General features: G+C 53.0%; 26 protein-coding genes. 12 read left to right on the plus strand and 14 right to left on the minus strand.

Annotated features, from left to right (window positions below; all coding sequences use genetic code 11):
* Positions 1–243 precede the first annotated feature (243 nt).
* A complete protein-coding gene (locus K1718_RS15590) occupies positions 244–774 on the plus strand; it encodes a GNAT family N-acetyltransferase (RefSeq protein ID WP_265681676.1) in 531 nt (176 codons plus the stop codon).
* Positions 775–780: 6 nt separating this feature from the next.
* On the opposite strand, the gene K1718_RS15595 is transcribed toward K1718_RS15590, so the two are convergent.
* Positions 781–2,100 (minus strand): HlyD family type I secretion periplasmic adaptor subunit, encoded by a 1,320-nt coding sequence (locus K1718_RS15595; RefSeq protein ID WP_265681675.1) that lies wholly within the window; start codon positions 2,098–2,100, stop codon positions 781–783.
* 252 nt (positions 2,101–2,352) lie between these two features.
* On the opposite strand from K1718_RS15595, the gene paaG reads away from it, so the two are divergent.
* Genes paaG through paaK form a run of 3 tightly spaced genes read left to right on the plus strand, consistent with a single transcriptional unit; the run spans position 2,353 to position 4,943 of the window.
* The gene (gene paaG / locus K1718_RS15600; RefSeq protein ID WP_265681673.1) at positions 2,353–3,147 is read left to right on the plus strand and encodes a 2-(1,2-epoxy-1,2-dihydrophenyl)acetyl-CoA isomerase PaaG; all 795 of its coding nucleotides are present in this window, start codon (positions 2,353–2,355) and stop codon (positions 3,145–3,147) included.
* 20 nt (positions 3,148–3,167) lie between these two features.
* Positions 3,168–3,593, plus strand: coding sequence for a hydroxyphenylacetyl-CoA thioesterase PaaI (gene paaI / locus K1718_RS15605; RefSeq protein WP_265681671.1), 426 nt, complete (start codon positions 3,168–3,170; stop codon positions 3,591–3,593).
* Positions 3,594–3,632: 39 nt separating this feature from the next.
* Positions 3,633–4,943 (plus strand): phenylacetate--CoA ligase PaaK, encoded by a 1,311-nt coding sequence (gene paaK / locus K1718_RS15610; RefSeq protein ID WP_265681669.1) that lies wholly within the window; start codon positions 3,633–3,635, stop codon positions 4,941–4,943.
* A gap of 54 nt (positions 4,944–4,997) precedes the next feature.
* On the opposite strand, the gene paaZ is transcribed toward paaK, so the two are convergent.
* The 8 genes from paaZ to K1718_RS15650 form a co-directional block, all read right to left on the minus strand.
* Positions 4,998–7,046: a phenylacetic acid degradation bifunctional protein PaaZ gene (paaZ, locus tag K1718_RS15615; protein WP_265681668.1), complete on the minus strand. Its 2,049-nt coding sequence runs from the start codon at positions 7,044–7,046 to the stop codon at positions 4,998–5,000.
* Positions 7,047–7,112: 66 nt separating this feature from the next.
* Positions 7,113–8,186, minus strand: a complete 1,074-nt coding sequence (paaE, locus tag K1718_RS15620; protein ID WP_152501830.1) for a 1,2-phenylacetyl-CoA epoxidase subunit PaaE — start codon at positions 8,184–8,186, stop codon at positions 7,113–7,115.
* Between the two features lie 64 nt (positions 8,187–8,250).
* The gene (gene paaD, locus K1718_RS15625; RefSeq protein WP_265681666.1) at positions 8,251–8,751 is read right to left on the minus strand and encodes a 1,2-phenylacetyl-CoA epoxidase subunit PaaD; all 501 of its coding nucleotides are present in this window, start codon (positions 8,749–8,751) and stop codon (positions 8,251–8,253) included.
* A 5-nt stretch (positions 8,752–8,756) separates the two neighbouring features.
* Positions 8,757–9,533: a 1,2-phenylacetyl-CoA epoxidase subunit PaaC gene (gene paaC, locus K1718_RS15630; RefSeq protein WP_265681665.1), complete on the minus strand. Its 777-nt coding sequence runs from the start codon at positions 9,531–9,533 to the stop codon at positions 8,757–8,759.
* Positions 9,533–9,817, minus strand: coding sequence for a 1,2-phenylacetyl-CoA epoxidase subunit PaaB (gene paaB, locus K1718_RS15635; RefSeq protein ID WP_265681664.1), 285 nt, complete (start codon positions 9,815–9,817; stop codon positions 9,533–9,535). Before paaB ends, paaC begins: the two co-directional genes overlap by 1 nt.
* 24 nt (positions 9,818–9,841) lie before the next feature.
* Positions 9,842–10,324 (minus strand): DUF3291 domain-containing protein, encoded by a 483-nt coding sequence (locus tag K1718_RS15640; protein ID WP_265681662.1) that lies wholly within the window; start codon positions 10,322–10,324, stop codon positions 9,842–9,844.
* Between the two features lie 5 nt (positions 10,325–10,329).
* Positions 10,330–11,322 carry a 1,2-phenylacetyl-CoA epoxidase subunit PaaA gene (gene paaA, locus K1718_RS15645; protein ID WP_265681659.1) on the minus strand — a complete coding sequence of 331 codons (993 nt, stop codon included), beginning with the start codon at positions 11,320–11,322 and terminating at the stop codon, positions 10,330–10,332.
* A gap of 126 nt (positions 11,323–11,448) precedes the next feature.
* Positions 11,449–12,309 carry a PaaX family transcriptional regulator gene (locus tag K1718_RS15650; protein ID WP_265681657.1) on the minus strand — a complete coding sequence of 287 codons (861 nt, stop codon included), beginning with the start codon at positions 12,307–12,309 and terminating at the stop codon, positions 11,449–11,451.
* Positions 12,310–12,478: 169 nt separating this feature from the next.
* Between K1718_RS15650 and K1718_RS15655 the strand changes: the two genes are divergently transcribed.
* Entirely contained in the window at positions 12,479–13,744 is a 1,266-nt protein-coding gene (locus K1718_RS15655) for a zinc ABC transporter substrate-binding protein (RefSeq protein ID WP_265681656.1), read from the plus strand.
* Positions 13,745–13,829: 85 nt separating this feature from the next.
* On the opposite strand, the gene K1718_RS15660 is transcribed toward K1718_RS15655, so the two are convergent.
* The gene (locus K1718_RS15660) at positions 13,830–15,827 is read right to left on the minus strand and encodes a L,D-transpeptidase family protein (protein ID WP_265681654.1); all 1,998 of its coding nucleotides are present in this window, start codon (positions 15,825–15,827) and stop codon (positions 13,830–13,832) included.
* Between the two features lie 437 nt (positions 15,828–16,264).
* Here K1718_RS15660 and K1718_RS15665 point away from each other — a divergent pair, with 437 nt between their 5' ends.
* Positions 16,265–16,741 (plus strand): hypothetical protein, encoded by a 477-nt coding sequence (locus K1718_RS15665; RefSeq protein ID WP_152501839.1) that lies wholly within the window; start codon positions 16,265–16,267, stop codon positions 16,739–16,741.
* A gap of 57 nt (positions 16,742–16,798) precedes the next feature.
* Here the strand turns inward: K1718_RS15665 and K1718_RS15670 are convergent, their stop codons facing one another.
* Positions 16,799–17,329: a single-stranded DNA-binding protein gene (locus K1718_RS15670; RefSeq protein WP_152501840.1), complete on the minus strand. Its 531-nt coding sequence runs from the start codon at positions 17,327–17,329 to the stop codon at positions 16,799–16,801.
* Between the two features lie 306 nt (positions 17,330–17,635).
* Between K1718_RS15670 and K1718_RS15675 the strand changes: the two genes are divergently transcribed.
* From K1718_RS15675 to K1718_RS15690, 4 genes are all read left to right on the plus strand, one after another.
* Positions 17,636–17,905: a hypothetical protein gene (locus tag K1718_RS15675; protein WP_265681651.1), complete on the plus strand. Its 270-nt coding sequence runs from the start codon at positions 17,636–17,638 to the stop codon at positions 17,903–17,905.
* Positions 17,902–20,832 (plus strand): excinuclease ABC subunit UvrA, encoded by a 2,931-nt coding sequence (gene uvrA / locus K1718_RS15680; RefSeq protein WP_265681649.1) that lies wholly within the window; start codon positions 17,902–17,904, stop codon positions 20,830–20,832. Before K1718_RS15675 ends, uvrA begins: the two co-directional genes overlap by 4 nt.
* Before the next feature lie 246 nt (positions 20,833–21,078).
* Entirely contained in the window at positions 21,079–21,228 is a 150-nt protein-coding gene (locus K1718_RS15685) for a DUF1127 domain-containing protein (protein ID WP_152501843.1), read from the plus strand.
* Between the two features lie 410 nt (positions 21,229–21,638).
* Positions 21,639–21,788, plus strand: a complete 150-nt coding sequence (locus K1718_RS15690; protein WP_152501844.1) for a DUF1127 domain-containing protein — start codon at positions 21,639–21,641, stop codon at positions 21,786–21,788.
* Between the two features lie 233 nt (positions 21,789–22,021).
* Here the strand turns inward: K1718_RS15690 and K1718_RS27590 are convergent, their stop codons facing one another.
* Positions 22,022–22,399, minus strand: coding sequence for a GFA family protein (locus K1718_RS27590; protein WP_470424750.1), 378 nt, complete (start codon positions 22,397–22,399; stop codon positions 22,022–22,024).
* 245 nt (positions 22,400–22,644) lie between these two features.
* Between K1718_RS27590 and K1718_RS15700 the strand changes: the two genes are divergently transcribed.
* Together K1718_RS15700 and trmFO are read left to right on the plus strand one after the other, a co-directional pair.
* Complete coding sequence (locus K1718_RS15700; protein ID WP_265681646.1) at positions 22,645–23,319, plus strand: hypothetical protein; 675 nt, start codon at positions 22,645–22,647, stop codon at positions 23,317–23,319.
* Between the two features lie 203 nt (positions 23,320–23,522).
* Positions 23,523–24,941, plus strand: coding sequence for a methylenetetrahydrofolate--tRNA-(uracil(54)-C(5))-methyltransferase (FADH(2)-oxidizing) TrmFO (gene trmFO / locus K1718_RS15705; protein WP_265681645.1), 1,419 nt, complete (start codon positions 23,523–23,525; stop codon positions 24,939–24,941).
* Positions 24,942–24,968: 27 nt separating this feature from the next.
* Here trmFO and K1718_RS15710 read toward each other — a convergent pair whose 3' ends face one another.
* On the minus strand, positions 24,969–25,820 hold the full coding sequence (locus tag K1718_RS15710) for a phytoene/squalene synthase family protein (protein ID WP_265681644.1): 852 nt from the start codon (positions 25,818–25,820) through the stop codon (positions 24,969–24,971).
* Between the two features lie 27 nt (positions 25,821–25,847).
* Positions 25,848–26,225, minus strand: coding sequence for an Mth938-like domain-containing protein (locus tag K1718_RS15715; RefSeq protein WP_265681642.1), 378 nt, complete (start codon positions 26,223–26,225; stop codon positions 25,848–25,850).
* Positions 26,226–26,234 lie beyond the last annotated feature (9 nt).

A 26,234-nucleotide genomic window follows, 5' to 3' on the forward strand; every position in this document is an offset into this window, starting at 1 on the left:
AAATGGCGGGGCTTCTTCGTATTTAAGATTGTCCCAGGTGGCCACACATGTGCCCTGTGCCGGAATGCAGTTATGCTGTGAAACGAGCGCAGTATCTGGCCATGAGAAAGACCTTAGAATTAATCTGGTGCCAACTCGTCAATTCATTTCAGGTGATCTTTTTGGTGGTCCGCCGTCACCAAGAATTCCTGTTATCGCATCGGCCATTGCTCCAGAAATTCCTGGCGAAGAACAATTCAAACAATGACAACCGATATTTCTTTGATAGTCAGACAGATGTGTCCCAAGGACCGGAAAGACTTGCGAGCGTTGATCAAGACCTGCTGGCTTGAAACCTACGAAAAAGAGCTCGGCGCAACGGTAACTTCCCAGCTGTTGAGTCTCTTGATGGAACACGACTTAGCGGGCTTGGTTCCGAGCAAAGACGAAAGAGTTCTGTTTGCCAAACAACAGAACTTGTTGTGTGGAAGCGTAATATCAGCAGCCCGGCATGCAACCACTTACCTTTGGGGTTTCTATGTGTTGCCTGACTTTCAAAGAAGGGGGATTGGCGCGAAACTACTCCTTGGAGCAATCAAAGAGCATGACCCGAAAAATATGGTCGAACTAACAGTACTGAACAGTAGTCATTCGGCCAAACAATTCTATAAATATTTAGGTTTCCACGAAGTGTCCAATGAATACTTCGAAATCCTTGATGGCATAAAACTACCTGCAATCAAGATGAATGCTCTCGCTGCCGACATAATCGAGCAAAGACGCTTTCCAAGTTAGAGTATTTTACCGTTCACTGAGTGGGTCACCGATTGCGCGTGTGACGGGCTTCAGCATGTATTGAAGTACGGATTTGGACCCTGTGACGATTTTTGCGTCGACCACCATTCCCGGAGAAATCGTTTCCGCACGCGAGCCCGCTCCAATCTGGTTGGACGTCAGAGGTATCGTTGCCTTGAAATAGTAGTTTCCATATTCATCCCGGAAGCTGGAAGCAGAGATGACAGACACTTCCCCTTTCAATGTCCCTTGAATGTTTGGATCAAAGGTCGTGACTGCAATCTCCGCCTCGTCGCCAACCTCAACATGGCCGATATCACGCGGCGATATCCGCACATCGGCTACAAGCTCGCTGTCGCTCGGAACGATTTCTGCAACAACATCGCCCGGCGCCAAAACACTGCCCGGTCCCTTCAGATAGAGCGCTTTGATGTGACCGGAAGCAGGAGCACGAACGAACAAACGATCGAACCGATCTTTCTGTTTTTCTGCCTCGAAGGACAGCTCATTGCGCTCCTGGACAACGCGGCTTCTTTCCTCTGCCAGTTCTTCTTCGGCGACAGCGACTGATCTTTGCAACCCCGCCTTTGCTTCTCTCAATTGCGCTTCGACGCGGCCTTTCATACCGCTCAATTCACTGAGCGAACTCTGCGCATTTTGAAGTGACGACTTGGCATCAAGAAAACGTCGCTTGGACGTGTAGCCCTGATCGAAGAGTGATTGCTGGATCTCGAACTTCTCCTGTTCGATCTCGATTTGGGTCTCTTGCAACCCGATCCGCTCCACCACGCTTGAAAGTTCAGCTTCCTTCTCGCTGACGCGGGCCATCAGAGCCTGTTGCTCCTGCTCGAATGCCCTTTGTTGTGCGATCAAAGCCGCTTGCTGGGCCTCGGAAAAAGATACCCCATCCCCCAAACGCAGTCCTGAGGATTGCTCTCGCGACGTGTTGGTAGCAAGGCGTTGTTCTTCAGTTGCCAAGAATCGTAGTCTTGTCTGCACCCGTTCAAGATCGCTGGAAGTAGCGGTTTCCGTGAGGCGCACCAAAGGTGTTCCCTGGTCAACCAGCTGTCCCTCCTGAACCAAAACTTCGGCAACAATACCACCTTCGAGATGCCCGACGGTCTGGACTTTGCCGGCAGGTGCAATTTCACCACTCGCCTTGGCGACTTCACGCACCTGTCCTATCGCAGCCCAGGCTAAAAATGCTGCAGCACTGATAGAAAGGATCTGAAGAACGCGTTTGTAGGCAACAGGCGGTGGCCCTTCCTCGAGCTCCAACGGGATGTCGAGAGCAATTTCTTCAGCGGTGGTTTTACGATTAAACATGAGGTCCTGACGCTGCCCCGTACTTTGGAGCCAACTATTGGCGACTAAAGTAAACATCCACTGAATCAATTTCTTAGATTGAGTTCCTTTCGTCGGGGAAGTCTCGGCAGATCACACGTTGATTTGGTGCCGTGGTTCGTCGGAGGACGGTAAAAAACACCGATTCAGGCTTTGACCGAAACGTTACTCCGTGCATTAATGTCACAAGTATCTGTTCATTTTGCAAAAACATGTGACGCTTTGGGAGGGCGCATGTCGGAAACAGAAACGGTGATCGCGGAAGAGCGGGACGGCGCACTTTTGCTCACCCTCAATCGGCCCGACCGTTTGAACGCCTTCAATGAAGGAATGCACAAATCGCTGCTTCAGCATATGAAGTCAGCACGTCAAAACGACGGGATAAGGTGCATCCTGTTGACGGGAGCCGGTCGAGGCTTTTGCGCTGGTCAGGATCTTTCCGACCGAGACATGCGTGATGGAAGCGCGGCTCCTGATCTCGGTCTGACCCTCGAAAACCTGTATAACCCACTCATCCGCGAAATCCGGTCAATGCCGAAGCCGATCGTGTGTGCGGTAAACGGGGTCGCGGCAGGTGCCGGTGCCAACATTGCGCTGGCCTGCGATATCGTGCTTGCGGCACGGTCGGCGCGTTTCATTCAGGCATTTTCGAAAATAGGTCTCGTGCCCGATTCAGGCGGCACCTGGTTGCTGCCGAAATTGATCGGCGAAGCAAGAGCTAAGGCCCTTGCAATGACCGGTGAACCGCTCAATGCAGACACAGCTGCGGAATGGGGTCTCATTTGGAAAACTTATCCGGATGCAGAACTACACCCGGAAGCTGAAAAACTTGCCGCGCATTTCGCGGCAGGCGCGACCACCGGATTGGCGCTGACGAAGCAACTCATCCAGGACGCTGCGGTTCAGTCTCTTGACCAGCAGCTGGATGCCGAGCGGGATGCGCAAAGACAAGCCGGCAGGACTGCAGATTATCGAGAAGGCGTTTCTGCTTTTCTTGAAAAGCGCCCTGCCCGTTTTTCAGGATCATGAGCTAGCAGCCGGAGATGCGTATGTCCCCCGAAGAACTCGCACGAGCATGCGCCGATCGCATGTGGTCGCAAGATACGGCTTCTCAAAGTCTCGGTATGGCCCTTGATAGTGTAGGTCTGGGAAAGTCCGAGCTGTCGATGTCAGTCTCTGAAACCATGACCAATGGGCACGGCATTTGCCACGGCGGCTACATCTTCACGCTTGCCGACAGCGCATTTGCCTTTGCCTGCAATACATACAATCAAGTGACGGTTGCTCAGCACTGTGACGTTACATTTCTGGCGCCAGCGCGCCTCGGCGACCGGTTGACCGCAAGCGCAGTCGAAAGGTCCCGTTCCGGTCGATCAGGGCTTTACGACGTGACGGTTCGAAACCAGCACGATGATGTTATTGCGGAATTTCGCGGCAACTCAAGGACGACCAAAGGCACCATTTTGCCAGACTAATGTGAGCGCAGATTGTTCAGCGTTCCAAGGGAGAGAAACATGGAAAACCTGGCCCCACGCCCTGGCGATCTTGAGCCTATCGAAACGGCATCAAGAGACGAGATATCCGCGCTGCAATTAAAACGGCTGCAATGGTCGCTCGCTCATGCGTATGAGAACGTGCCGCTGTTCAAACAACGGTTCGATGCAAAAGGTGTTCATCCATCTGATCTCAAACAGCTAGCAGATTTATCGAAGTTTCCCTTCACCACCAAATCTGACCTTAGAGACAATTATCCGTTTGGTCTCTTTGCAGTGCCCCGAGAAAAGATTTCGCGCATTCATGCCTCCTCAGGCACGACCGGCAAACCAACAGTCGTCGGATATACTGCCAATGATATTGAGATGTGGGCGCAGCTTGTCGCGCGCTCGATCAAAGCTTCCGGGGGGCGTCCTGGTGACATCATCCATATTGCCTACGGATACGGTCTTTTCACAGGTGGGCTCGGCGCGCATTACGGCGCGGAGAAAATGGGGTGCACGGTGGTGCCTGTTTCAGGGGGCATGACCGAACGCCAGGTGACCTTGATCCAGGATTTCAAGCCTCGGATTATCATGGTCACGCCCTCGTACCTTCTGTCGATCCTGGATGAATTTCGCCGCGAAGGCATTGACCCGAGAGAAAGCTCCCTTGCTGTTGGTATTTTTGGAGCCGAACCCTGGACCAACGCCATGCGACTGGAAATCCAAGACGCCTTCGACATGCATGCGGTCGATATCTACGGTTTGTCGGAGATCCTCGGGCCTGGCGTTGCCAATGAATGTGTAGAGACAAAGGACGGGCTGCACATCTGGGAGGACCACTTCTACCCGGAGATCATCGATCCCGTAACCGGGAACGTGATGCCTGACGGTGAAATCGGTGAGTTGGTATTTACCACTCTGACCAAGGAGGGTTTGCCGATGGTGCGGTATCGGACGCGGGATCTAACCCGTCTTCTTCCAGGGACCGCACGCTCGATGCGAAGGATGGAAAAGGTCACGGGCCGTTCCGATGACATGATCATCCTCAGAGGTGTCAACGTCTTTCCAACACAGATCGAAGAACAGTTGCTGAAATGCGAGGGTCTGTCGCCGCACTTTCAGATTGAACTGACGAAGCACAACAGACTCGATGTCATGACGGTGCATGTTGAAGCCCTGCCCGGCGCTGCATCATCTGAGCAAAGAAGCGCTGCCGCCAAAGAGCTGGGCCACCATATCAAGAGCGTCATTGGTGTGTCCGCCCAAATCGATGTAGCGGAACCAGGCAAGATTGAACGGTCTGCCGGCAAAGCAAAACGGGTCGTCGACAATAGGCCAAAGGACTAAAAACAAACGATCGCCCGCCAGAATGACGAGCGATCCAAATCTTGCGTTCATTGGCTACGAGGAGGACGGCCACTCCTTGGCGACCAGGGTGAGGACATCGTATTGCGCAACAGGTTCGTCGTTCTGATTGGAGACGAGGCAATCCCAACGAACTTCGCCATAGTCGGCTGAGATGCGCGGCGATATTTCCTTGGCCGTCAATTGGACCTTCAAGGCATCCCCGGCATTGACAGGTGTAAGGAAACGCAGGTTGTCGACGCCATAGTTCGCAAGAACGGGCCCTTCTTGCGGCTCAACAAACAACCCGGCTGCAAATGAGACAATCAGGTAACCATGCGCAACGCGGCCTTCAAAAAATGGATTGCGTTTAGCCGCTGCCTCGTTCATGTGGGCATAGAAGGTATCTCCGGTGAATTCCGCAAAGTGTTCGATATCTTCAAGAGAAACCGTCCGCTCCCTGGTGACGAGTTGATCGCCGATTTTGAGTTCGGCAAGAGACTTCCTGAAAGGATGGCGGCTCTCGGTTCTGCCGTTTGACCCGGCAACCCATCGTCCAGTCACGGCGCCAAGAAGATTTGGAGCACCTTGAATGGCGGTTCTTTGCATAAAGTGTTTGACGGATCTCAAGCCACCAAGTTCTTCCCCGCCGCCTGCCCGGCCCGGACCGCCATGCACGAGCATTGGCAACGGAGAGCCGTGACCGGTTGACGTTTTTGCACTCTGCCGATTTCCAATCAGGACCCGACCGTGAAACGGTGCCATTCCGAGCACCATTTCTTCGGCAATCGCTGGGTCATTTGTAAACAACGAAGCGACAAGAGACCCCTTGCCTTTGTGGGTGAGCGCGACAGCGTCTTCAATCGTGTCATATGGCATGAGCGTTGCCACAGGTCCAAAGGCCTCAACGGCGTGGATGGCTTCTGAAGCCAAGGGTCTGTCGCAATAAAGTAGGACCGGAGCTTCGAAAGCTCCCTTTTCCGGAATACTGCACGAACCGCCGTAGACAGTTTCCGCCTCCGTCCTCAATTCTTCGACGCGCGATTGGACCTCGTCTCTTTGACCGGCAGATGCGAGGGGCCCCATGGTGACGGTGTCATCTCTTGGGTCCCCAATTCTCAGTTTTTCAAAGCGAGCCTTCAAGGCGTCACTTACAGCTTCAGCAGCGTCACGAGGGACAATGACCCGACGGATCGCGGTGCATTTTTGCCCCGCTTTGACGGTCACCTCCCGAGCCACTTCCTTGACGAAAAGATCGAACTCGGGTTCCCCCGCCTTTGCATCCGATCCTAGCACAGCTGCATTAAGGCTGTCGGCTTCCATTGAAAACCGCGTCGAATTACGAACCATTGACGGATTTTGACGCAACATCTGACCAGTCGCCGCAGACCCGGTGAACGTCACAACATCTTGTCCCGTCACATGGTCCACAAGGTCGTTCGCTGAGCCACAGAGCAGCTGAAGAGCTCCTTCTGGAAGTATATCGGCTGCCAGAATGTGCCTGACCATGAGTTCCGTGAGGTAGGCGGTTTGGCTGGCCGGTTTTACGAGACAAGGCACACCGGCAATCAGTGAAGGTGCAATCTTCTCCAACATTCCCCAGCAAGGAAAGTTATAGGCGTTGATATGGACTGCGATTCCCTTCAACGGCGAAAGGATATGCTGACCTGAAAATGTGCTGTCACGCGAGAGCGGCTCAATTGCTCCCTCCGTAAAAACGCGCGTGTTCGGCATTTCCCGGCGCGCCTTTGAGGAATAGGCAAACAACGTTCCGATGCCGCCTTCAATATCAATCCAGCTGTCCTTGCGCGTTGCGCCAGTTGCAAAACTCTCCTGGTAGAAGATTTCTTTCTTCTCCATGAGTATCTGCGCAAGACTTTTGAGCATCAGCGCCCGCTCATGAAAGGTCATTTTGCCAAGAGCGGCACCACCCTTGCTGCGCCCATAGTTGAGCGCCTCAGACAAATCGAGGCCGTCTGCGTTGATGCGAGCAACAGGCTGACTGGTCGCTGCATCAACAAGCAACTTGCCCTCGCCTTTTCCACTTCGCCAAGAACCGCTGAGAAAACTCTCAAGGTCGCGGACATTGTGAGAAACCACCGTCATGAAATCACTTCCAGTTCTTTGAAAGATTGGCCGCTACCCGGCCATTGCGCCCATGTTTTCCGCGGATCAGGCGTCGTAAGTGAGCACCAATCGTTTTGACAAGGGCCTGGATTGGCAGGTCAAAATGTATCCGTCCCGGATTTCGTCGTCTTCAAGAGCGTGGTTTGCGGCCATTTCCACTTCGCCTTCCAGAAGCTTGCCACGGCACGTGGAGCAGACGCCTGCGCAACACGAATAAGGAGCGTCGATACTGTTTCTGTGAGCGGTTTCCAAAATGGTTTCTCCAGGCTCCATGTGAAGTACACGGGTCGTACCGTCGAGCGTCAGCTTGAGATCCGCCTCTTTTGCCTCGTTTCCGGTAAGTGCCGGTCTTTGTTTGGCAGGCAAACGCCCGGGTTGATCGGATTTGAAGAGTTCCTGCTTGATCCGGCCGTTTTCGACCCCGTGGTTTTTCAGGGCCTCACTTACGGTTTCCATCATTCCGTGAGGTCCGCACAGGAACGCCTGGTCGATATCTTGCGGATCAACCACGTTCTGAAACAAGTCTTCGAGCTTTTCCTTGTCAATGCGCCCTGAGAACAACTCCGTATCCTGACCGTCATTCTTGAGAATGTGAATGATTTGAAGTCTGCCGAGATAGAGGTTTTTCAAGTCTTCAAGGTCTTCTCGGAACATGATCGAGGAAACCTGACGATTGGCGTAGACGAGCGTGAATTGAGCTTCCGGCTCACGGGCCAGCACCGTTTTGATAATCGACAGTATCGGCGTTATTCCCGAACCGCCGGCAAAGCCGAAATAGAATTTCGCTTCATCAGGATCAATCTCGGAATGGAAACTGCCACGAGGGGGCATCGCCTCTATGGTATCGCCGGGTTTCAGATCTTCATTTGCCCAACACGAAAAAGCGCCACCGTCGACGCGCTTTATGCCGACCTTCAGATCACCATCTTCCGTACCGGTGCATATTGAATAACAACGCCGCACTTCGTGACCGTCAAAGTCTCGTCGGAACGTCAGATATTGACCTTGAGAAAAGTGAAAAACCTCCTCATCCCCTGTTTGGGGTCTCAGGGTTACCACGACTGCGTCCCGTGTCTCGGGTGCGACTTCGGTTACCGTGAGGGCGTGAAACCTCGACATCTAGTTCCTCCCTGGAGTTGTGATGACAGTAGGCTGAGCTGACCTGCAACGACCGCCCATCGTTCTAGTGGCATTTGAAATAGTCGAATGGCTCCAGGCAGGACCGGCACCGATAGGCAGCTTTACAAGGTGTAGAACCGAATTGGCTGATCTTTTCCGTTTTGTCAGAACCGCAGCGTGGACACGCAACAACCAAAGCTTTCTTGCTGGACAATCTTGATATCCGTCCGGTATTCGCGGTGCCTTCAACTGGTGGCGCAATGCCATATTTTCGGAGTTTTTCACGACCTTCCGGACTGAGCCAGGCCGTCGTCCAGGCCGGACTGATACGCTGTTCCAGGCGCAGGTTCTCAATTCCGTTGGACCGCAGTTTGGTTTCGATATCGAGATTGATAACGGCTGTCGCGGGACAACCTGTGTAGGTCGGCGTTACGGTAACGACCAACATGCCCTCGTCCCATCGAACATCTCGAATTACGCCAAGATCGGTTAGCGACAGGACAGGGATTTCAGGGTCCGGAACTTCAGACAACCATCTCCAAACCGTTTGCGTGGGAACGTGCATGGGCTTTACCAGGTAGCGCCCGGATAGGCTCTTTGCAGAAACTGCATGTCAGCCAGAATGTGTCCGAGATGCTCTGAATGACGGCCGGTCAGACCTCCGGTATGAGCAAAGTCCGTCTCTGGCTTTGACAAAGTCGCTGCAGTGAAGACTGCATCAACGGTCGATACCCAATCGGGCCGGAGATCTTCAGGTGAAGGAGCGACTTTTGCCGCAGCCGCTGCCTGATCGACGGCGTCACCGATGAACATTTCTCCCGAATAAGGCCATAGAATTTCTACGGCCATTTGCATTCGCTGTCTGCTCTCTGCGGTGCCATCACCAAGCCTGATGACCAGATCTGCTGACCTGTCGAGGTGATAGTCCACTTCCTTACCGGCTTTCACCGCAATTTCAGCGACACGTTCATCAGCGGACTTTGCAAGAGCTTTCAACAATTGCGCCTGATAAGCGTCGATAAGAAACTGTCGCATCATGGTCTGACCGAAATCGCCATTTGGTTGTTCTGCCAACAACAGATTTCGGAAGTCCCAGGCATCTCGCAAATAGGCAAGTTCGTTCTCGCCGCGCCCTTTGCCTTCCACTTCTCCTGCCAATGACAGCCAAAGTCTCGCCTGCCCGATTAAATCGAGCGCGATATTCGCGAGCGCGATATCTTCTTCCAAAACGGGAGAATGGCCGCACCATTCCGACACTCTGTGACCAAGCACGAGAGCAGTGTCACCGCGCCGCAAAAGCCAGTCAAAGAATATATCGTTTGCGATATTATCGCCTGTATCGGTCATCACATTTTTCCGACGTCATCAGGAATGTCGTAAAAGCTTGGATGCCTGTAGATCTTGTCGATGGACGGTTCGAACAAGGCATCTTTGGATCCGGGATCTGACGCTGTGATTTGTGATGACGCGACAACCCAAATACTGACGCCTTCCTTGCGCCGTGTGTAAACATCGCGCGCATTTTTGATCGCCATTTCAGCATCGGGCGCGTGGAGCGATCCGACATGGCGATGATTGAGGCCGTGCTGACCTCGAATGAACACTTCCCAGAGCGGCCATTCCTTTTTCATGTTTACGTCTCCCTGGAATATCGCTCAGGCCGCTGACGATGTGCACCTTGCAGTTCGCCACAGACTTGCATCTTCAATATGCTCCCAACCGAATGCGTGATCGGAAGCGCCATGCGTGTTGAGATGGTTCAGCCGGTCCCAGGCTTCTTCGAGCGAAGGTCGGTGCCCGGTTGGCACGAACCACATAACAAAGTGCATTTTTTCCATCACGCTGAACCATTCGGCGCGTCGTTCGTAAAACCGTTTGTGAACCGTCTTAAAGACAAAGTTTTCCAACGACTTGACGTCAGTCCAAACGGACAGGTTCGGAATAACCATCGGGTCATTTTCAGCGGACATCGCAACTGACGTGCCTGCCTCGTCCTTGAGCCGCCAGACAAAGCCTTCACTGCGCTCGGCAGCGAAGTTGATCCGGTTCAGGTTTCGCACGAAATCAGAAATTCGCGGATCGTTGATGTCATGTTTCAGCCGGGCAACATTCAATTCGGCAATGTTAAAATCAGTCATTAGGTTCACTCCGCGGCTGTTCTTGCAGCTTCATGCTTATCGGCGTGAGCCATCAGCGCATCGCGTACCCATGCGCCGTCTTCCCATGCCTTTACCCGCGCTGCCATACGTTCCCGATTGCACGGCCCGTTGCCTTTGAGCACTTCAAAGAACTCACTCCAATCAGGTTCGGAAAAGTCATAGCCGCCCTTTTCCTCGTTCCACGTCAAATGCTCATCGGGAACCGTGAGGCCCAGATACTGCGCTTGCGGGACGGTCTGATCGACAAATTTTTGCCGAAGCTCATCATTGGTATTGATCTTGATTTTCCAGACCATGGATTGAGCAGAGTGAACGGACTCTTTGTCCGAGGGGCCGAACATCATCAAGGAGGGATACCAAAATCTGTCGAGTGCATCCTGCGCCATGCGCCTTTGCGCCTCGTTCCCGCCGGCCATCTTCATCATGATGTCGTAGCCTTGGCGTTGATGGAAACTTTCCTCTTTACAGATACGGATCATGGCACGCGAATAAGGTCCGAAGGAAGTGCGCTGAAGCGGGACCTGGTTCATGATTGCAGCACCGTCCACCAACCAACCGACAGCTCCGATATCGGCCCATGTCAACGTCGGATAATTAAAGATCGAGGAGTATTTCATCTTGCCGGCGTGGAGGAGTTCTATCAGCTCATCCCTGCTGACACCGAGGGTTTCGGCCGCGCAGTAAAGATAAAGACCGTGTCCGGCCTCGTCCTGTACCTTTGCAAGCAGGATGGCCTTGCGCTCCAGCGTCGGAGCGCGCGTAATCCAATTGCCTTCTGGAAGCTGACCAACAATCTCTGAATGCGCATGCTGACCGATTTGTCGTATCAGGGTCTTGCGATACCCTTCCGGCATCCAATCCGTTGGTTCGATCTTTTCACCGCGGTCGATACGTTCCTGAAACGCACGTTCTTCTGCCGACATTTCCGATAGATCAAGTACCTTGGTCGTATCGGTTTTCACCATTTGCGCATACATGACGCCTCCTCTCGTCATGTTGAAGATGCGTCAGGATAGCGCACAATGCATCACAGAAAAAGTTCATTCTGGAAAAAAATGTGATGCTTTTAGATCCAATCGCGGATTTCCGCCAAACTCCAGGTGTCAAATTCTTGCAGAGATCGTTTCCAGTCTCGATCTGATGGATGCTGGAACGGCGTCCAAGAGGCCTGCCTGATTCATGAGGTGCTGCCCAATGAAGTTGTCAGCTGCCTGCGAAAGACCCGCATAAAGGATCGCGAAGAGCTTGTGAGCTTCGTTTCCCGGCCAGTCTTTGGGGAGCGCTTCAGGTGGCAGTCTGGGGTCGCGAAAGCGTATGGCACGATAGTCATGGACAAGAGCAAGGCGGCACAATAACGCTTCCTGAGCGGACAGCGCCTTCTTCAATACTGTGTTCATTGGTTGATATCGCTTCGCGAATTCACTGTACTCAACGCTCAGTTCATCCAGCTTAAACGAAGATCTCAGCAGCGCTCGAAAAGACTTGCTTTTCGGATCCACCGCTGACGAGCGGAACGAGACGTCGTTAAGCGGGCGGTCACGTCGATCGGCCGCGATGAAAACGCTTCCCCCCAGACTGACAAACCCTCCTCTCAGAAGCTTCTCCTGTTCAGCCGGAACAGAGCAAATGGAGATAATCCAATCACAGTCTTTGTCGCTCGGCCCGAAAAACAAGTCAGCTGCCAGGTGATATTCGTTTCGTGCCTCTTCCGTGAGCGCATAAAAGCTGCGTCGGCCATCGCGTTCACCGGACAACTGACCTTTTGAAACGAGACGTGAAACGGCTGTGCGGACAAGAGATTCATTGACGCCAAAACCGCTGCACAAACTGATCAGGTCACCCATCCACAATACGCCACCACGAGGTTCTACGATGTCGCCATAAATCGTGACGATCAACTGAGCGGCTTTCGGTGGATAGGATTTCAGGAACCTCTCGGCTCGAAATGCGGAACTTTCCTGCATGAAACGTTTGATCCGTTTGTTTTTTTCGACCTTAACCGCCTGACGAATTCAATCCAAGTCTTCTCCAGTAGTCTTGCAAGACTCTCGGATCTAGATCACTTGCGAAGCCAATACACAAACGTTATAAAATTACGCGTTACATTGTTACATCAAATCGAGTACTCCCCGCATGATTGACAAATCCGATACCAAAGGTGCTACGGCTCGAGGCCGCAAGACATTCGTTGCGACCGCGCTTGCGAGCGTCGCTGCAAGTGCGTTGCTTAGTTCCACTGCGTTTGCTGAAAGCCCGAACGTCGTCACCACCATCAAGCCGATTCACTCTATCGCGGCCGCCGTTATGGATGGTGTTGGAACACCGCACATCTTGATCGATGGCGCGGCTTCACCGCATGGTTTTGCGCTGAAACCATCTCAGGCTTCTCTTCTGGAAGGCGCAGATGTCGTCTTTTGGGTTGGCCCGCAACTAACGCCGTCATTGGAAAAGCCCATCAGTTCGATGGCGAGTGACGCCGAAGTTCTGAGTTTCATGGATGTTAAAGATGTTAGTCACCTTGGCATTCGGGAAGGCAAAGACTTCGATTCACATGATCATGACCATGGGCATGGGCATGGGCACGATCATGGAGCTGAAGAAGCTTCCCATGAAGAGCATGAAGAAGAACATCATGACGAACATGCTCATGATGACCATGATCACGATAAGCATGAAGAACACGCGCATGCTGAAGATGAGCACAAGCACGGCGACAGCCATGACGAACATGCCCATGACGATCATGACAAGGAGAAACATGGCGATCATGAGGAACATGCTCACGCGGAAGAAGAGCATGACCACGATGAAGGCCATGCGGACCATGACGACCATGATCACGACAAGCATGAAGAACATGCTGGGCATGACCACTCGGACCATGCTGGCGACCCGCATATCTGGTTAAATCCAGACAACGGAATCGCAATTGCTGGCGCAATGGCAGAAAAGCTTGCTGAGGTAGACCCGACAAACGCTGAAAAGTATCGTGAGAATGCGACTGCATTCCAGGCGAAAATCGAAGCACTTGAAGGCAAAATTGAAGAACAACTCCACCCGGTTGAAGGCAAGAAGTTCATCGTATTCCACGATGCCTATCATCATTTCGAACATCATTTTGACATCGAAGCGAGTGGTTCGATCACGATCTCACCTGAAGCGCTGTCCAGTGCTGATCGGGTCGCTGATATCCAGGGTCGAATACGCGATCTGGAGGTGACTTGCGTTTTCCAGGAGCCGCAATTCGATGCCAAGCTCGTTGATGTTGTTATGGAAGGCAGCAGTGCTCAAAAAGGCACGCTTGACCCTCTCGGCACCGGCCTTGAAAATGGACCGGACCTTTACCCGAACCTGCTGCAAAGCCTAGCGAATTCCTTGTCGGATTGCCTCAAAGGTTAATCCTGACACTCGCAGATCCTGTGTTAACTAAAAAGGCCGCCGGATTGTTATCCAGCGGCCTTTGTTTTTTGCATTGAGTCTGTGCTTAGGACGCGCGTGCTTTCGCCCTAACCGCTTCGGTTTTTTCAAGCGCCTTCAAGAGGTGCCGATCGCGGTCATAAATATCGGTATAATAGGCGATTGTACCGTCAAGTTCTGGCCAGGCAGTAAAGTAGGAAACGTAAACAGGGAGGTCTCCGGTCACTTTCTCCTGTTCGTTCTGTCCAGCCGAAATACGTGAGCTGACATAATCTTTCGATTTCCCCAGCACCGCCGCCGCCATGGCCTTTGGGTCATGGAGACGAATACAGCCGTGGCTGAACGCCCTCACGTCTTTGTTGAAAAGACTCTTTGAGGGAGTGTCGTGCATGTAGATATGGTGCCTGTTCGGGAAAAGTATCTTCACCTCTCCAAGCGCATTCGAACGACCTGGATATTGGCGGACATTGATCGTCTGTTGTTTTGAAGCGACGGCATACCAATTGACGGACGAAGACGATACTTTCCGCCCTCCAGCCGTTGTCACTTCGTATCCCGCACGATCCAGATAGCTCGGGTCCTTTGCCAGTTTAGGCAACATCTCGTTGACGATAATCGAATACGGCACGCCCCAGTACGGGTTGTATTCCACGATTTCGATCTTGTCGTAGAAGAAATTGGTCTGGTTGGACTTTTTGCCAACCACGACACGCATCGACAGGGGATCTTCCCCTGGGGCGCTGTATGTTGCGGTAAATGCCGGCTGGTTGATGAAGACTTTCCGCTCGCCAAGTTCTTCCGGCATCCAGCGGCTGCGCTCCATTGCCAGTTCAACTTTGGCGATCTTTGCAGCATTGGTTTCTCCGACCATGGCCTTGATCGAGTTCTTGCCGACAATACCGTCTGGCGTCAGTTTGTTTTCCTTTTGAAAGGCTTTGACCAACTCGACCAGTTCAGGTGAATAGAGGTCGTCACCTTCATACGCTTCCAGCGTTCCGGAGTGGGCGGTCCTCAACTCAACCGATCCGTTCTTTTGGATAGCAGCAACGATGTTTTTCATCTCCGGACTGGACTTGCCTGCCTTCAGGAAAGTCCCGGGCGCTATCACGATCTGATCGGTTGCTTCGTCTTCAGCCTTCAAACGCTCAAGTTCAGCGGTCAACTCTTTGAAATGGGAATTTTGCGGCTGGTTTGATTGAAGGGTTTCAGCAATATTCGTTGCAGATTTCAGATTTTCAAGCGCAGCAACCAGATCAACATCATGGCGAGGCAGATCGTGATATTGCGAAATCCGGTTGGGGTCGACGCGGCCACGCTTGGCATCCAGAACATAGGTCAGTGCGGCAGCGCTGAGCGCCATCTCGAACTGCATTGTCGCAGCATCTTGATTGGCCTCTTCCGCACCTGAGGCTTCTGGAAGCGGCACAAAATAGTCTGCCGGATTGAGGGCGAAGTCACCGGCCTTTTCGAGTGCGTCACGGAGCTGCTTTGCCTTGGCTGTCGGTTGACCGTCCTCAGTCCAGGCAAAATCGGGATGTTCGCGATAAAATGCGACAAGAGCTTCCCCAACCTCTGGAAGTCCCATCAGGGTCATGTCTTTCAACGCGGGGCGTGCTTCATCAAATGCGGTCAGTACAACAGGAACAACAGTGGCCGGTTCTGCGTCCAGGGTTGCCGGGTCGCCGGCTTCGACACTCTGGGCCGCAGGCTGAATTTCTGCGGTTTTCTTTTCAGACAATTCTCCGAGCGGCAGCTGCTTCCAATCATCGGGTCGATAATTCAAATAGCGTGGAGCGGAGACCCGCACCTTCGAAACCTTCCTTTTGAGCTCTTCCTGGCGAAGCCGTTCCTGCTCGCGGCGCTGATGCTCCGGATTGAAGAGGCGCTGAAAGAAATTCTGGGCGGATGCCGGTTCCACAGGTGCAATGGCAAAGCCTGTCGCAAGCACCGAAGCCATAAGGCCGGTTTTCAAGGATGTGCCGAAAAAGGTTCCTGCGCGGCTCTTGACGGCGGTCTTGCCTTTGGCACCAACCTGCTTGCAATTCGCTGATGTGTCTGTTCGCATTGTTCCAACCCGAAAACTAAAGTCAATTTGGTCCGGCAGCGCGCCCACGGTGACCGGATGTTCTCATTCCCTGCCAAGGAAAAAACGCCACCCGGTTCGTTCTGCCGGGAAATTGTGTCGCGTTTGGTGTATTCACCAGGCAAAAGCAGGGCTTTTTCCGCCGCACTGCCTGGGCAAATCATTCCAATTCAATTCGTTGATACTATATCAAGCTTCTGAAGATGGTTAAGAGCGGGCGTCGTGCACAGATTTTGAATTCAATTCAGTGTGACGTTATTGCCTCGATTTCACCCACCAGAAGATGCAATTGAAAATGCACTCACTTTCTGAGTGCGTCATTCGCAGTATTCGGCCAGGGCGTGATGGCCATCACGATATGCACAACGCTGCGCTCCTATAAGAGCTCACGAAAACGTGAGCCAAAAGGAGAAGGCAAAATGCCGTTCCAGTTCAATGTCGGCGACCATTCCTCGCCAATCTGGAAATATACAAGTTTCGATTCTTCGAAATATTCGAAATGCAAATGGGCAAGGAACAAGTTGTTTCGGATGGTCAAGAACAATCCGTCCTGCAATGCCTATTTCCGCACCCTGCCCAAGGGGCGCAGCTTGTCAGCTATGATCAACGACAGTTCGATCTGGGTGAACTATGGCCCGACCATTTCTCCACTGCATGGAGAGATCCATGTACCAACCGGTGAAATCGCCATTGGCGACCGTGCATTCAACATGGGACGCTGGATGGTTTTGGCGACCATTATTCATGAGCTGGCACATCATAATGGTGCTCCGATCACAGGTGGAGACACCCGTGCGGAAGAAGCCGTCTATCATTGCGGTCTGGGTACTTCGGAGGAATATTATGACGGCGTCGACGATCCGAGCACACCGTATGATCCGCATGTCGGCGGATGACCAGAGGACACACGAGGCCCCTGTTAAAACAGGGCCTCTCGTGCCTTTATCGTTTGATTAGAATGGAATCTCATCGTCCATCGGGCCGGCACCACCGCCACCACTCGAAGGACCTCCGAAACCGCCGCCGCTCTGGCCACCGCCATAGCCTCCGCCACTACCGGAGCCTCCGCCGAAACCGCCGCCCTGGTCGTTTCCGTAGTCTGGCAATCCACCTGGTTGGCCACCGCCCTCACCGCGCCCGTCGAGCATAGTCAGGTTGGAGTTGAAACCTTGCAGCACAACTTCGGTCGAATAGCGGTCCTGACCTGACTGATCCTGCCACTTGCGGGTCTGCAATTGACCTTCAAGATAGATCTTGGATCCTTTGCGCAGATATTGCTCAGCCACCTTGCACAGACCTTCGTTGAAGATGACAACCCGGTGCCATTCGGTTTTTTCCCGACGCTCACCGCTGTTGCGGTCTCTCCAGGATTCCGACGTCGCGATCCGCAGATTGGCAATCGGCCGACCGTCCTGAGTCCGACGGATTTCCGGGTCTGCCCCCAGATTTCCAACCAAAATTACCTTATTGACGCTGCCCGCCATTCTGCTCTCCTGTTTTTCATTCTGCGGTTTGACATCACAAGACAGTTCACTTCTCGGCAAACATGTCGATGTCCAACCGTGCCACCGGCTTCGCGGCTTGAACCAGAACCCTAACGGCCTGCCAACAGCTTCGCCCGCTTTTTCCCGCACAAGCGCTCATTTTCCACAGGCCAGCCCTGGCTAACGAGGCATAGCGCAATCTTTCTTGCCAGCCTCAGCACCGTGGAGCGATCTCAAAGTAGATAACCAGAGCGCACGGAGCACTGCAGCCCAACGATTGCTCCAAAGGCTGTCAGGAAGATACTCTTGCAAGCGCCTGCATTTAGACCCTATCAGAGCAAGCTTCCTGACGCGGCATATCTCGTGTACTTGTTTTGTTCTTATCATTTCTGTAAAACCGATTCAATCGAACACCAAGGAAAGATGCCAGTCTTCCAGCAACATGAATTTGGACCACTGGAAGCGCCGGTGGAAACTGTTATATCCGGGCAGGAAAAACTTGCCACACCGATATCAAAGTTCCCTGCTCATGCCGATACGATTGCCTGTGCAGGCCTTCAGGAAACACAAGAATGACCAAGCCCAAGACACCCAAGTCGGACAACAGCTGGAAAAATGACCCGACCAAGGTGATCAGTGTCAGGGGTGCCCGTGAGCACAACCTCAAAGGCGTGGACCTGGACTTGCCTCGCGACCGGCTGATAGTCATGACCGGACTATCGGGATCGGGCAAGTCGTCGCTTGCGTTCGATACGATATATGCCGAAGGGCAGCGGCGCTACGTTGAAAGTCTCTCCGCTTACGCACGTCAGTTCCTGGAAATGATGCAGAAGCCTGACGTGGATCAAATTGACGGTCTTTCGCCTGCCATTTCAATCGAGCAAAAGACAACGAGCCGTAACCCGCGCTCAACCGTAGGCACGGTCACTGAAATTTACGACTACATGCGCCTGTTGTTCGCACGGGTTGGTGTTCCCTATTCGCCGGCGACCGGACTGCCCATCGAAAGTCAAACTGTGAGCCAGATGGTCGACAGGGTCATGGATCTTGACGAAGGCGCAAGGCTTTATCTGCTTGCACCAATGGTGCGCGGCAGAAAGGGCGAATATCGTAAAGAGCTGGCCGAGCTGATGAAAAAGGGCTTCCAGCGCGTCAAGATTGACGGCACCTTCTACGAAATTGCGGATGCTCCGGCGCTCGACAAGAAATTCAAGCATGACATCGATGTTGTCGTGGACCGTATAGTCGTGCGCGATGATATCGCGGGCAGACTTGCTGACTCTCTGGAGACCGCACTGAAACTCGCCGATGGCATCGCAATCGCGGAATTTGCCGATCAGGTTGAAGAAAACGGCGATCCGAAAAGACTGATTTTTTCTGAAAAATTTGCCTGCCCGGTATCCGGTTTCACTATTCCGGAGATAGAGCCGCGGCTCTTTTCCTTTAACAATCCGTTCGGCGCCTGCCCGACGTGTGACGGGCTTGGCACCACTTTGGCGTTCGAGGAAGACCTGGTTGTCCCTGATCATTCCCTCTCGCTACGAGAGGGCGCCGTCTTGCCCTGGGCAAAGACGGGATCGACATCGCCTTATTACACCCAGACGCTTGAGGCTCTTTGCGGACACTTCAAAGTTTCGATGGCAACTCCCTGGAAAGACCTCCCATCTGAGGTGCAGGACGCCATACTGCATGGGACAGGAAAAGACGCGATCGAATTTGTCTATGACGATGGTGTGAGAAGCTATCGGACTGAAAAGACGTTCGAAGGCGTAATCGGTAACATCGAACGACGTTGGCGCGAAACCGAGAGCACATGGGTACGCGAAGAGCTCAGCCGGTTTCAATCAGACCATGCATGCCCGGCATGCAGTGGTTTTCGCCTGAAGCCAGAAGCATTGGCGGTCAAGATTGCCGGAAAACATATCGGTGAAATAACCGAGAATTCTATTCGACTTGCAAGTGACTGGTTTGAAGAGCTTCCTGCGCAACTGAATGAAAAACAAAGCGAAATCGCCGGTCGGATCTTGAAGGAAATCCGCGAGAGACTGAAATTTCTGAATGATGTCGGGTTGGAGTATCTGACACTTTCACGTGCTTCCGGGACCCTTTCCGGTGGCGAGAGCCAGCGTATCCGGCTGGCTTCGCAAATCGGCTCTGGGCTTACGGGTGTTCTTTATGTGCTGGACGAACCCTCAATTGGCCTTCATCAGCGAGACAATGCCAGACTGCTGGAAACGCTGAAGCATCTGCGCGACCTCGGCAACACTGTCATCGTGGTTGAACACGATGAAGACGCTGTCCTTACGGCGGACTATGTTGTCGATGTCGGTCCAGGTGCTGGTGTTCATGGTGGTCAAGTGGTTGCGAAAGGCACCCCTGCCGAAGTCATGGCGAACCCGAAGTCCCTCACCGGTGAGTATTTGTCTGGCACACGCATGATTTCCAGGGCGGATGGACGACGCAAGATAAACAAGAAGCGGCAACTTTCGGTCAAAGGCGCGCGCGGAAACAATCTGAAAGACGTCAATGTGGACGTGCCGCTCAGTACGTTCACTTGCGTCACGGGTGTCTCCGGCGGTGGAAAATCGACCTTCCTGATAGACACCTTATATAAGGCCGCGGCACGTCGACTGAATGGTGCTCGCGACAACCCTGCTCCGCATGACCGGATCGAAGGGCTTGAGGTGCTGGACAAGGTGATCGATATCGATCAGTCCCCAATCGGACGAACGCCAAGATCGAATCCGGCCACCTATACCGGCGCATTCACGCCCATACGGGAATGGTTTGCCGGCATGCCCGAAGCAAAAGCACGTGGCTATCAACCCGGCAGGTTTTCGTTCAACGTCAAGGGCGGTCGCTGTGAAGCCTGTCAGGGCGATGGCGTCATAAAGATTGAGATGCATTTCCTGCCAGATGTCTATGTCACCTGTGACGTTTGCCAAGGCAGACGTTACAACCGCGAAACGCTGGAAGTTGAATTCAAAGGCAAATCCATCGCCGATGTGCTCGATATGACCGTTGAAGAGGCGGCAGAGTTCTTTGCAGCGGTCCCTGCAGTCCGGGACAAGATGGAGACGCTCGCAAGGGTCGGGCTCGGCTATATCAAGGTTGGTCAGCAGGCAACCACGCTCTCTGGAGGCGAAGCGCAGCGGGTCAAGCTCGCGAAAGAACTCTCAAAACGCTCCACGGGCCGCACGCTTTATATATTGGACGAGCCGACAACCGGTCTGCATTTCCATGATGTCGCCAAGCTGCTGGACGTTTTGCATGAGCTGGTCGATCAGGGGAACACGGTTCTCGTAATCGAACACAATCTGGAAGTCATCAAGACGGCAGACTGGATCATAGATCTTGGTCCGGAAGGCGGAGACGGCGGTGGCACAATTGTGGCGACAGGGCGCCCCGAGGACGTGGCAGAAGCTGAACAAAGCTACACCGGTCAGTTTTTGCGCGAATTGTTGCAACGACGTCCGCAGCAAACTTCTGACGCAGCCGAATAACGCCCTAACAGCGGATTGGCGTGACACACTCTTGAAATATGTGCACTGCACCCTATCTATTAATTTGTTGATTTGCAGTGTGTTTTTTTAATCACACTGATTTCACCGAGCGAATTTTTTTGCATTGCATCAAACGCATGCCTGTCATGCAGAGATGGCACTTCTTTTATTTCACTCGGTGAATTATATCATGGATCAACAACGGAGCGAGCGGTTGAGGCCACTCGCCGAATAAGGAACAAGAAGATGTTTGATACTGTGCGACAGAAGTACAGCAACTGGGTGAGCTACCGCCGTGCGGTCGATGAGCTGTCTCGTCTTTCCAATCGCGAACTCACCGACCTCGGCATCAGCCGGAGCGATATTAAATTCGTCGCTCGCCGTCACTACGGCTAACACAGTTTAGAATCGCGTCCCGAGGCATCCTCCTCCCAGCCAACGGACGTGTGACACGCAGGGCATCCTCCTCCCAGCCCTGTCACGTCGAAACGACGCCCGCCAGCACCTCCTCCCGCTGGCGGGCGTTCGTTTGTCTAGCGGTCTGTTTCTTTCCCCTGTTTTAATTCCCACATCCTGCCTCTTCGCAACTGCGAAAGAGCGCAGCCAAAGCTATGCGTCAAAAGGGTGTGCGCTAGGAATTCAAATGGTTTAAGAGCAAGTTGATCTGCAAAAAATGCATATCAGTCACGCGATTTTCCCTCTACCTCGCAGTGCACAATATCACTATCTTCAAAAACGTAAGAGATGAACGGGCCAGACGCCGATCCGCGGTGCCATGGCCACAGATATAGCGAAAGGCCTAAAAAATGATCGATAACGTTGTTCGCAAATACAACAACTGGAAACGCTTCCGTCAGACATATGACGAGCTGTCCAACCTGAGCAACCGGGAACTGAACGACCTGGGTATTGCTCGCGCAGACATCAGCCACTACGCACGTATGTCCGCGAAATAAGTATAAGCAGTCTGGAGCTATCCTCCTCCCAAGTTCCTGACTGCAGACCTACGCCAACCGCGTAGGATCAAAAAAAACGCCTGCCGGATCCTCCTCCCATCGGCAGGCGTTTTTTTGTGTCCGGATTTCAGAGAGCGTTCTTTCAAAAAACGTCCCAGACGCATTCTTGCTCAATTCTCAACGACCGGTCATGGGTCAACTGTTCCAAGAAGCTTGCAACTCCCGAAACTTGCTCAGATTTGCAGACGACTTCCGAAAATCCGGCGCTTCGGCAACGCGTCGAGATCAATTTCATCGATGCATCTGAGATTTATGGACCAACCGTCGAATGGGTCCAGACCAGCTGTTCTTTCCTCAAGCGTCAGCTGGCTGGGTCGCCGGAACGGCAAAACACCGCAAATTGGGCAGAAATAGTCGACAGCTGTTCTTGTTCCCCAACGATATTGGAGCAGGTCCGCCAAGTCGCATTTCAGTTGAAGCGCATCGTTGGACACCCTGAACGTCAGTAGCCCTCGTTTTCTGCATATTGTACAATCGCATTGACGTGCGTGATCGATTGTTGCATCGACCAGAAACGCGACCCGACCGCAGTGACAAGAACCGCTATGCAACCTTTCCTCCTGTGCTCGCCAGACCCGACATTTGAGTCCTGTGGCCTGAAAAAAGTGAAGAGCTCACGCCTTTGCGATGGAGCTTGGGCCATCCAATCTCAAAGAACGGCTAGCCAGCCTCAGCGGACTTATTCACTTGCACGCCTGATGCATTCGGCACTAGTTTCAGCCATGCGGACAAGGCGGGCTTCGGCAGAAAGTCTATTACGGTCCATGGGTTTAGCTGGTCCCCATTAAAAGGTTCGATGCAGATGTTCAGTGTCTTTGGGAGCCGGAACGAACCACCAGAGATTTTTTCTTCCTACCCATCATTTAATCGGCCTTTTCCCGGCGACCCTGGCAAGTTGAGTATCGAGCAAGTCGAGGCCAACATAAAACATCTGTACCAAGTTCATGATGAGCGCTTAGAAATTTCAACCGCATTTTTGAATGACCATGGCATTGAAGTTTCAAATCTCGGATGGCGCGACTTTTTCCAGAAACTGGATGATATAGGTGTCTTGATCGAGCAGGTTCTGGTGCCTGTTTCCGTCGCTCATGCTCCCAGGCATCTCAGTAAGGTGAGCAAATCAGATTGGGTTGCGACCTTTGACGGGCGCAATATCATCTACTCGTTTCTGACAGACATCAGCATTCTATGTTTTCACCATCTCAATTCTGCGTTTGACGGAAAACTGCGATGGGACACTTGGAGTGATCAATACCTTGATCCTGATATTGCAGAAGCAATAGATCTCTCAGTTGCAAATAGAATAGTGGTTTATGGACTGCACCTTAAATCAAGTGGTGTTGAAATGCCGGAAGACATTGAACTCCTGTTTTTTTGTACGGTACGTGCTGGCTGCATGGATCTGCCAGCTTTCGCACGCCCACTCTCAGAAGTGTTCGGCGAGAAAATAGACGAGTTCGAGGCAAGATAAGACTGTACATAGCCACTCGCCCGTCGCAAATCGAAGATCCACCTGGCAGATATCCGCCAGATTCCAGCTTTGCACAGATCCAGGGGTTTGTTGGGAAACGATTGCAGTTGGCATTGAATGTAGATAATCACTAACTCAGTGTTCGAACCGGCGCGTGGCGTGAATAAGCCTCTCATTGTCGGCATTGCTCCCAGGGAAGACCAATGAACCCCATTCATGTAATCGGCGGTGGCCTTGCCGGCTCGGAAGCCGCTTGGCAGATCGCCCAGGCCGGAATTGACGTCATACTGCACGAGATGCGCCCGGTCAGAAAAACAGACGCGCACCAGACGGATGGCTTGGCTGAACTCGTCTGCTCCAACTCTTTCCGGTCCGACGACAACGAACAGAATGCCGTTGGCCTGATACATCATGAACTTCGTCAACTCGGTTCGCTGATCATGGCCTCGGCGGATGCCAATCAAGTGCCTGCAGGCAGCGCACTGGCAGTCGATCGCGAAGGTTTTTCAAACGCGGTGACAAAAGCGCTCGAAGATCACCCAAGAATTACAATCGACCGCGCCGAAGTTGCAGGTCTTCCGCCTGAAGACTGGGACAAGGTAATTGTTGCTACTGGGCCACTCACCTCCCCAGCTCTGTCGCATTCAGTGCTGGACCTGAGCGGCGAAGATGCCCTTGCGTTTTTCGACGCCATTGCACCTATCGTTCACTTTGATTCCGTTGATCTTTCCAAAGCCTGGTTCCAGTCGCGATACGATAAGGTTGGGCCGGGCGGCACGGGCAAAGACTATCTCAACTGCCCGTTGGACAAAGACCAGTACGAAGCGTTCATTGATGCCCTGATTGCCGGGGATACGGCCGATTTCAAGGAGTGGGAAGCCAATACACCCTATTTCGACGGCTGCCTTCCCATCGAGGTAATGGCTGCGCGTGGCCGCGAAACACTTCGACACGGCCCCATGAAACCAATGGGGCTCACCAACGCCCACAATCCTGATGTCAAAGCTTATGCCGTGGTTCAGCTGAGGCAGGATAACGCCCTAGGCACGCTCTACAACATGGTCGGATTCCAGACCAAACTTAAATACGGCGCACAGGCTGAAATTTTCAAAATGATACCCGGCCTTGAAAATGCACAGTTTGCCCGACTGGGCGGCCTGCATCGCAATACCTTTTTGAACTCGCCGAAGGTTCTGGACAAATCCCTACGCCTCAAAGCTGATCCGCGCATGCGGTTTGCCGGCCAGATAACAGGCTGTGAAGGCTATGTTGAATCGGCAAGCGTCGGCTGTATGGCCGGATTGTTTGCAGTTCGAGAGACGCGCGGCCAAGACATTCTCACCCCGCCTGACACCACAGCAATGGGCGCTCTGCTCGGCCACATTACAGGTGGTCATATAAGCCGAGAGGATGGCGCTGGAAAACCTGGTTCATTTCAGCCAATGAATGTCAATTTTGGTCTCTTTCCTCCTATCGAAGCGCCCACAAAGGATGAGGATGGCAAACGCCTGAAAGGAAAAGACAAGACAAGGGCGAAAAAACGAGCCCTGACCGACCGCGCAAAAGTCGACTTTCTTGCCTGGAAATCGAGTTTGGATCTGCAACAAACTGCAGCCGAATAGGCTTCTTGCAGTGACCAGCCCAGCTTTTTAAAGCCTTCCAAATACGTTTCGTCTGGCGCGCCACATGACCCATTGACGCTTCAATTGCGACAAGTCTGCGCTTTGCTTAAGCGGGTCAAAACCGGTTGCCTCCAATTTCTGCAAAAAGGGCTCGACCAACACAAGTGGAAGGAAAGCCGCAGCGCAGGTGCCAGGCACATTTCCGGATACTGCCCTCACCCGCTCGAGATGATGACGCACATGGGCACGAAGTTCGGTTAGAACCGCGAGCAGTTGAGGTGTGGTCTCACCTTTGAATACAGTTGCCGGATCCAGATTGTGGCGTTCCTGCAAGTCCTTCGGCAGATACATTTGCTGTCGGGCCGCGTGCCAGGGCAATGCTCGCATCAAGCCGGTCAAAGCATAAGCAACCCCGGCATGACCCGCTGCCGTCGCTGTGCCAGGATCCTTGCCGTCGTTGAGGACCAAGCACGCCAATTGAATGAGACCAGAGGCGGTCTCGCCTGCGTATCCTTCTAGATCATTCAGAGATGGCATCGGATCGTTGTAGAGGTCGAATATTCGCGCCTCGGTCATGGCGATCAGACTTTGCCTGGGCAATTGAAACTGAGCAATCGTTTCCAGTAGAGCATTCGCAACCGGATTAGAGGCGGCCGCCCCATGTTCTGTGCCTTCAAGAAGATCGCGCCACCATTGCAGCCGAACTTCCCCCGGCAATGGTTCAGATACCAATTCACGAATTCGAGCAAGTTCGGCACTGTAGGCATAAAGCGCCATGAGACCCGGGCGGAACTTCTCGGGCGCTAGAAGAGCGCTTAAATAACGATCCTTGTCGAATTGGCGTGCAATATCGGCCGCGTGATCAAAGTCAGTGGTCATATCTGCACATATGGTCCGGTTCGGTTGTCAGTCCACCGCCAGAAGGGCCGCGGCAACAGCCCTGTCTTCCGACAAAAGAACATTGAATGTGCGTACGGCTGCACCGGTCGACATTGGGTCCGCCAGAATACCTGCCTCGCGAAACAAAGTCTTGAGATCTTGCGGCAAGAGGCGCAGCTCTGTCCCCGTACCGACCAGCAAGACCTCAATGTCCTCCTGTTCCTGGAAAACCTTCTCAAACGCATTTTGAGAGAAGTTCTCGGGTGCGCTGACATCCCAGCCGTAAATCCCGCTAGGGACGCACAGCAGCGATCCGCGATGAGACATCTCGGCAAAACGAAAGCCGCCTTCGCCATAGGCATCCAGCGGCGCTCGCCCCGGAAAATGCGCGTCCCGGATTTCCACTACCAACCA

Source organism: Roseibium porphyridii, from assembly GCF_026191725.2.
Classification (GTDB): Bacteria; Pseudomonadota; Alphaproteobacteria; order Rhizobiales; family Stappiaceae; genus Roseibium; species Roseibium porphyridii.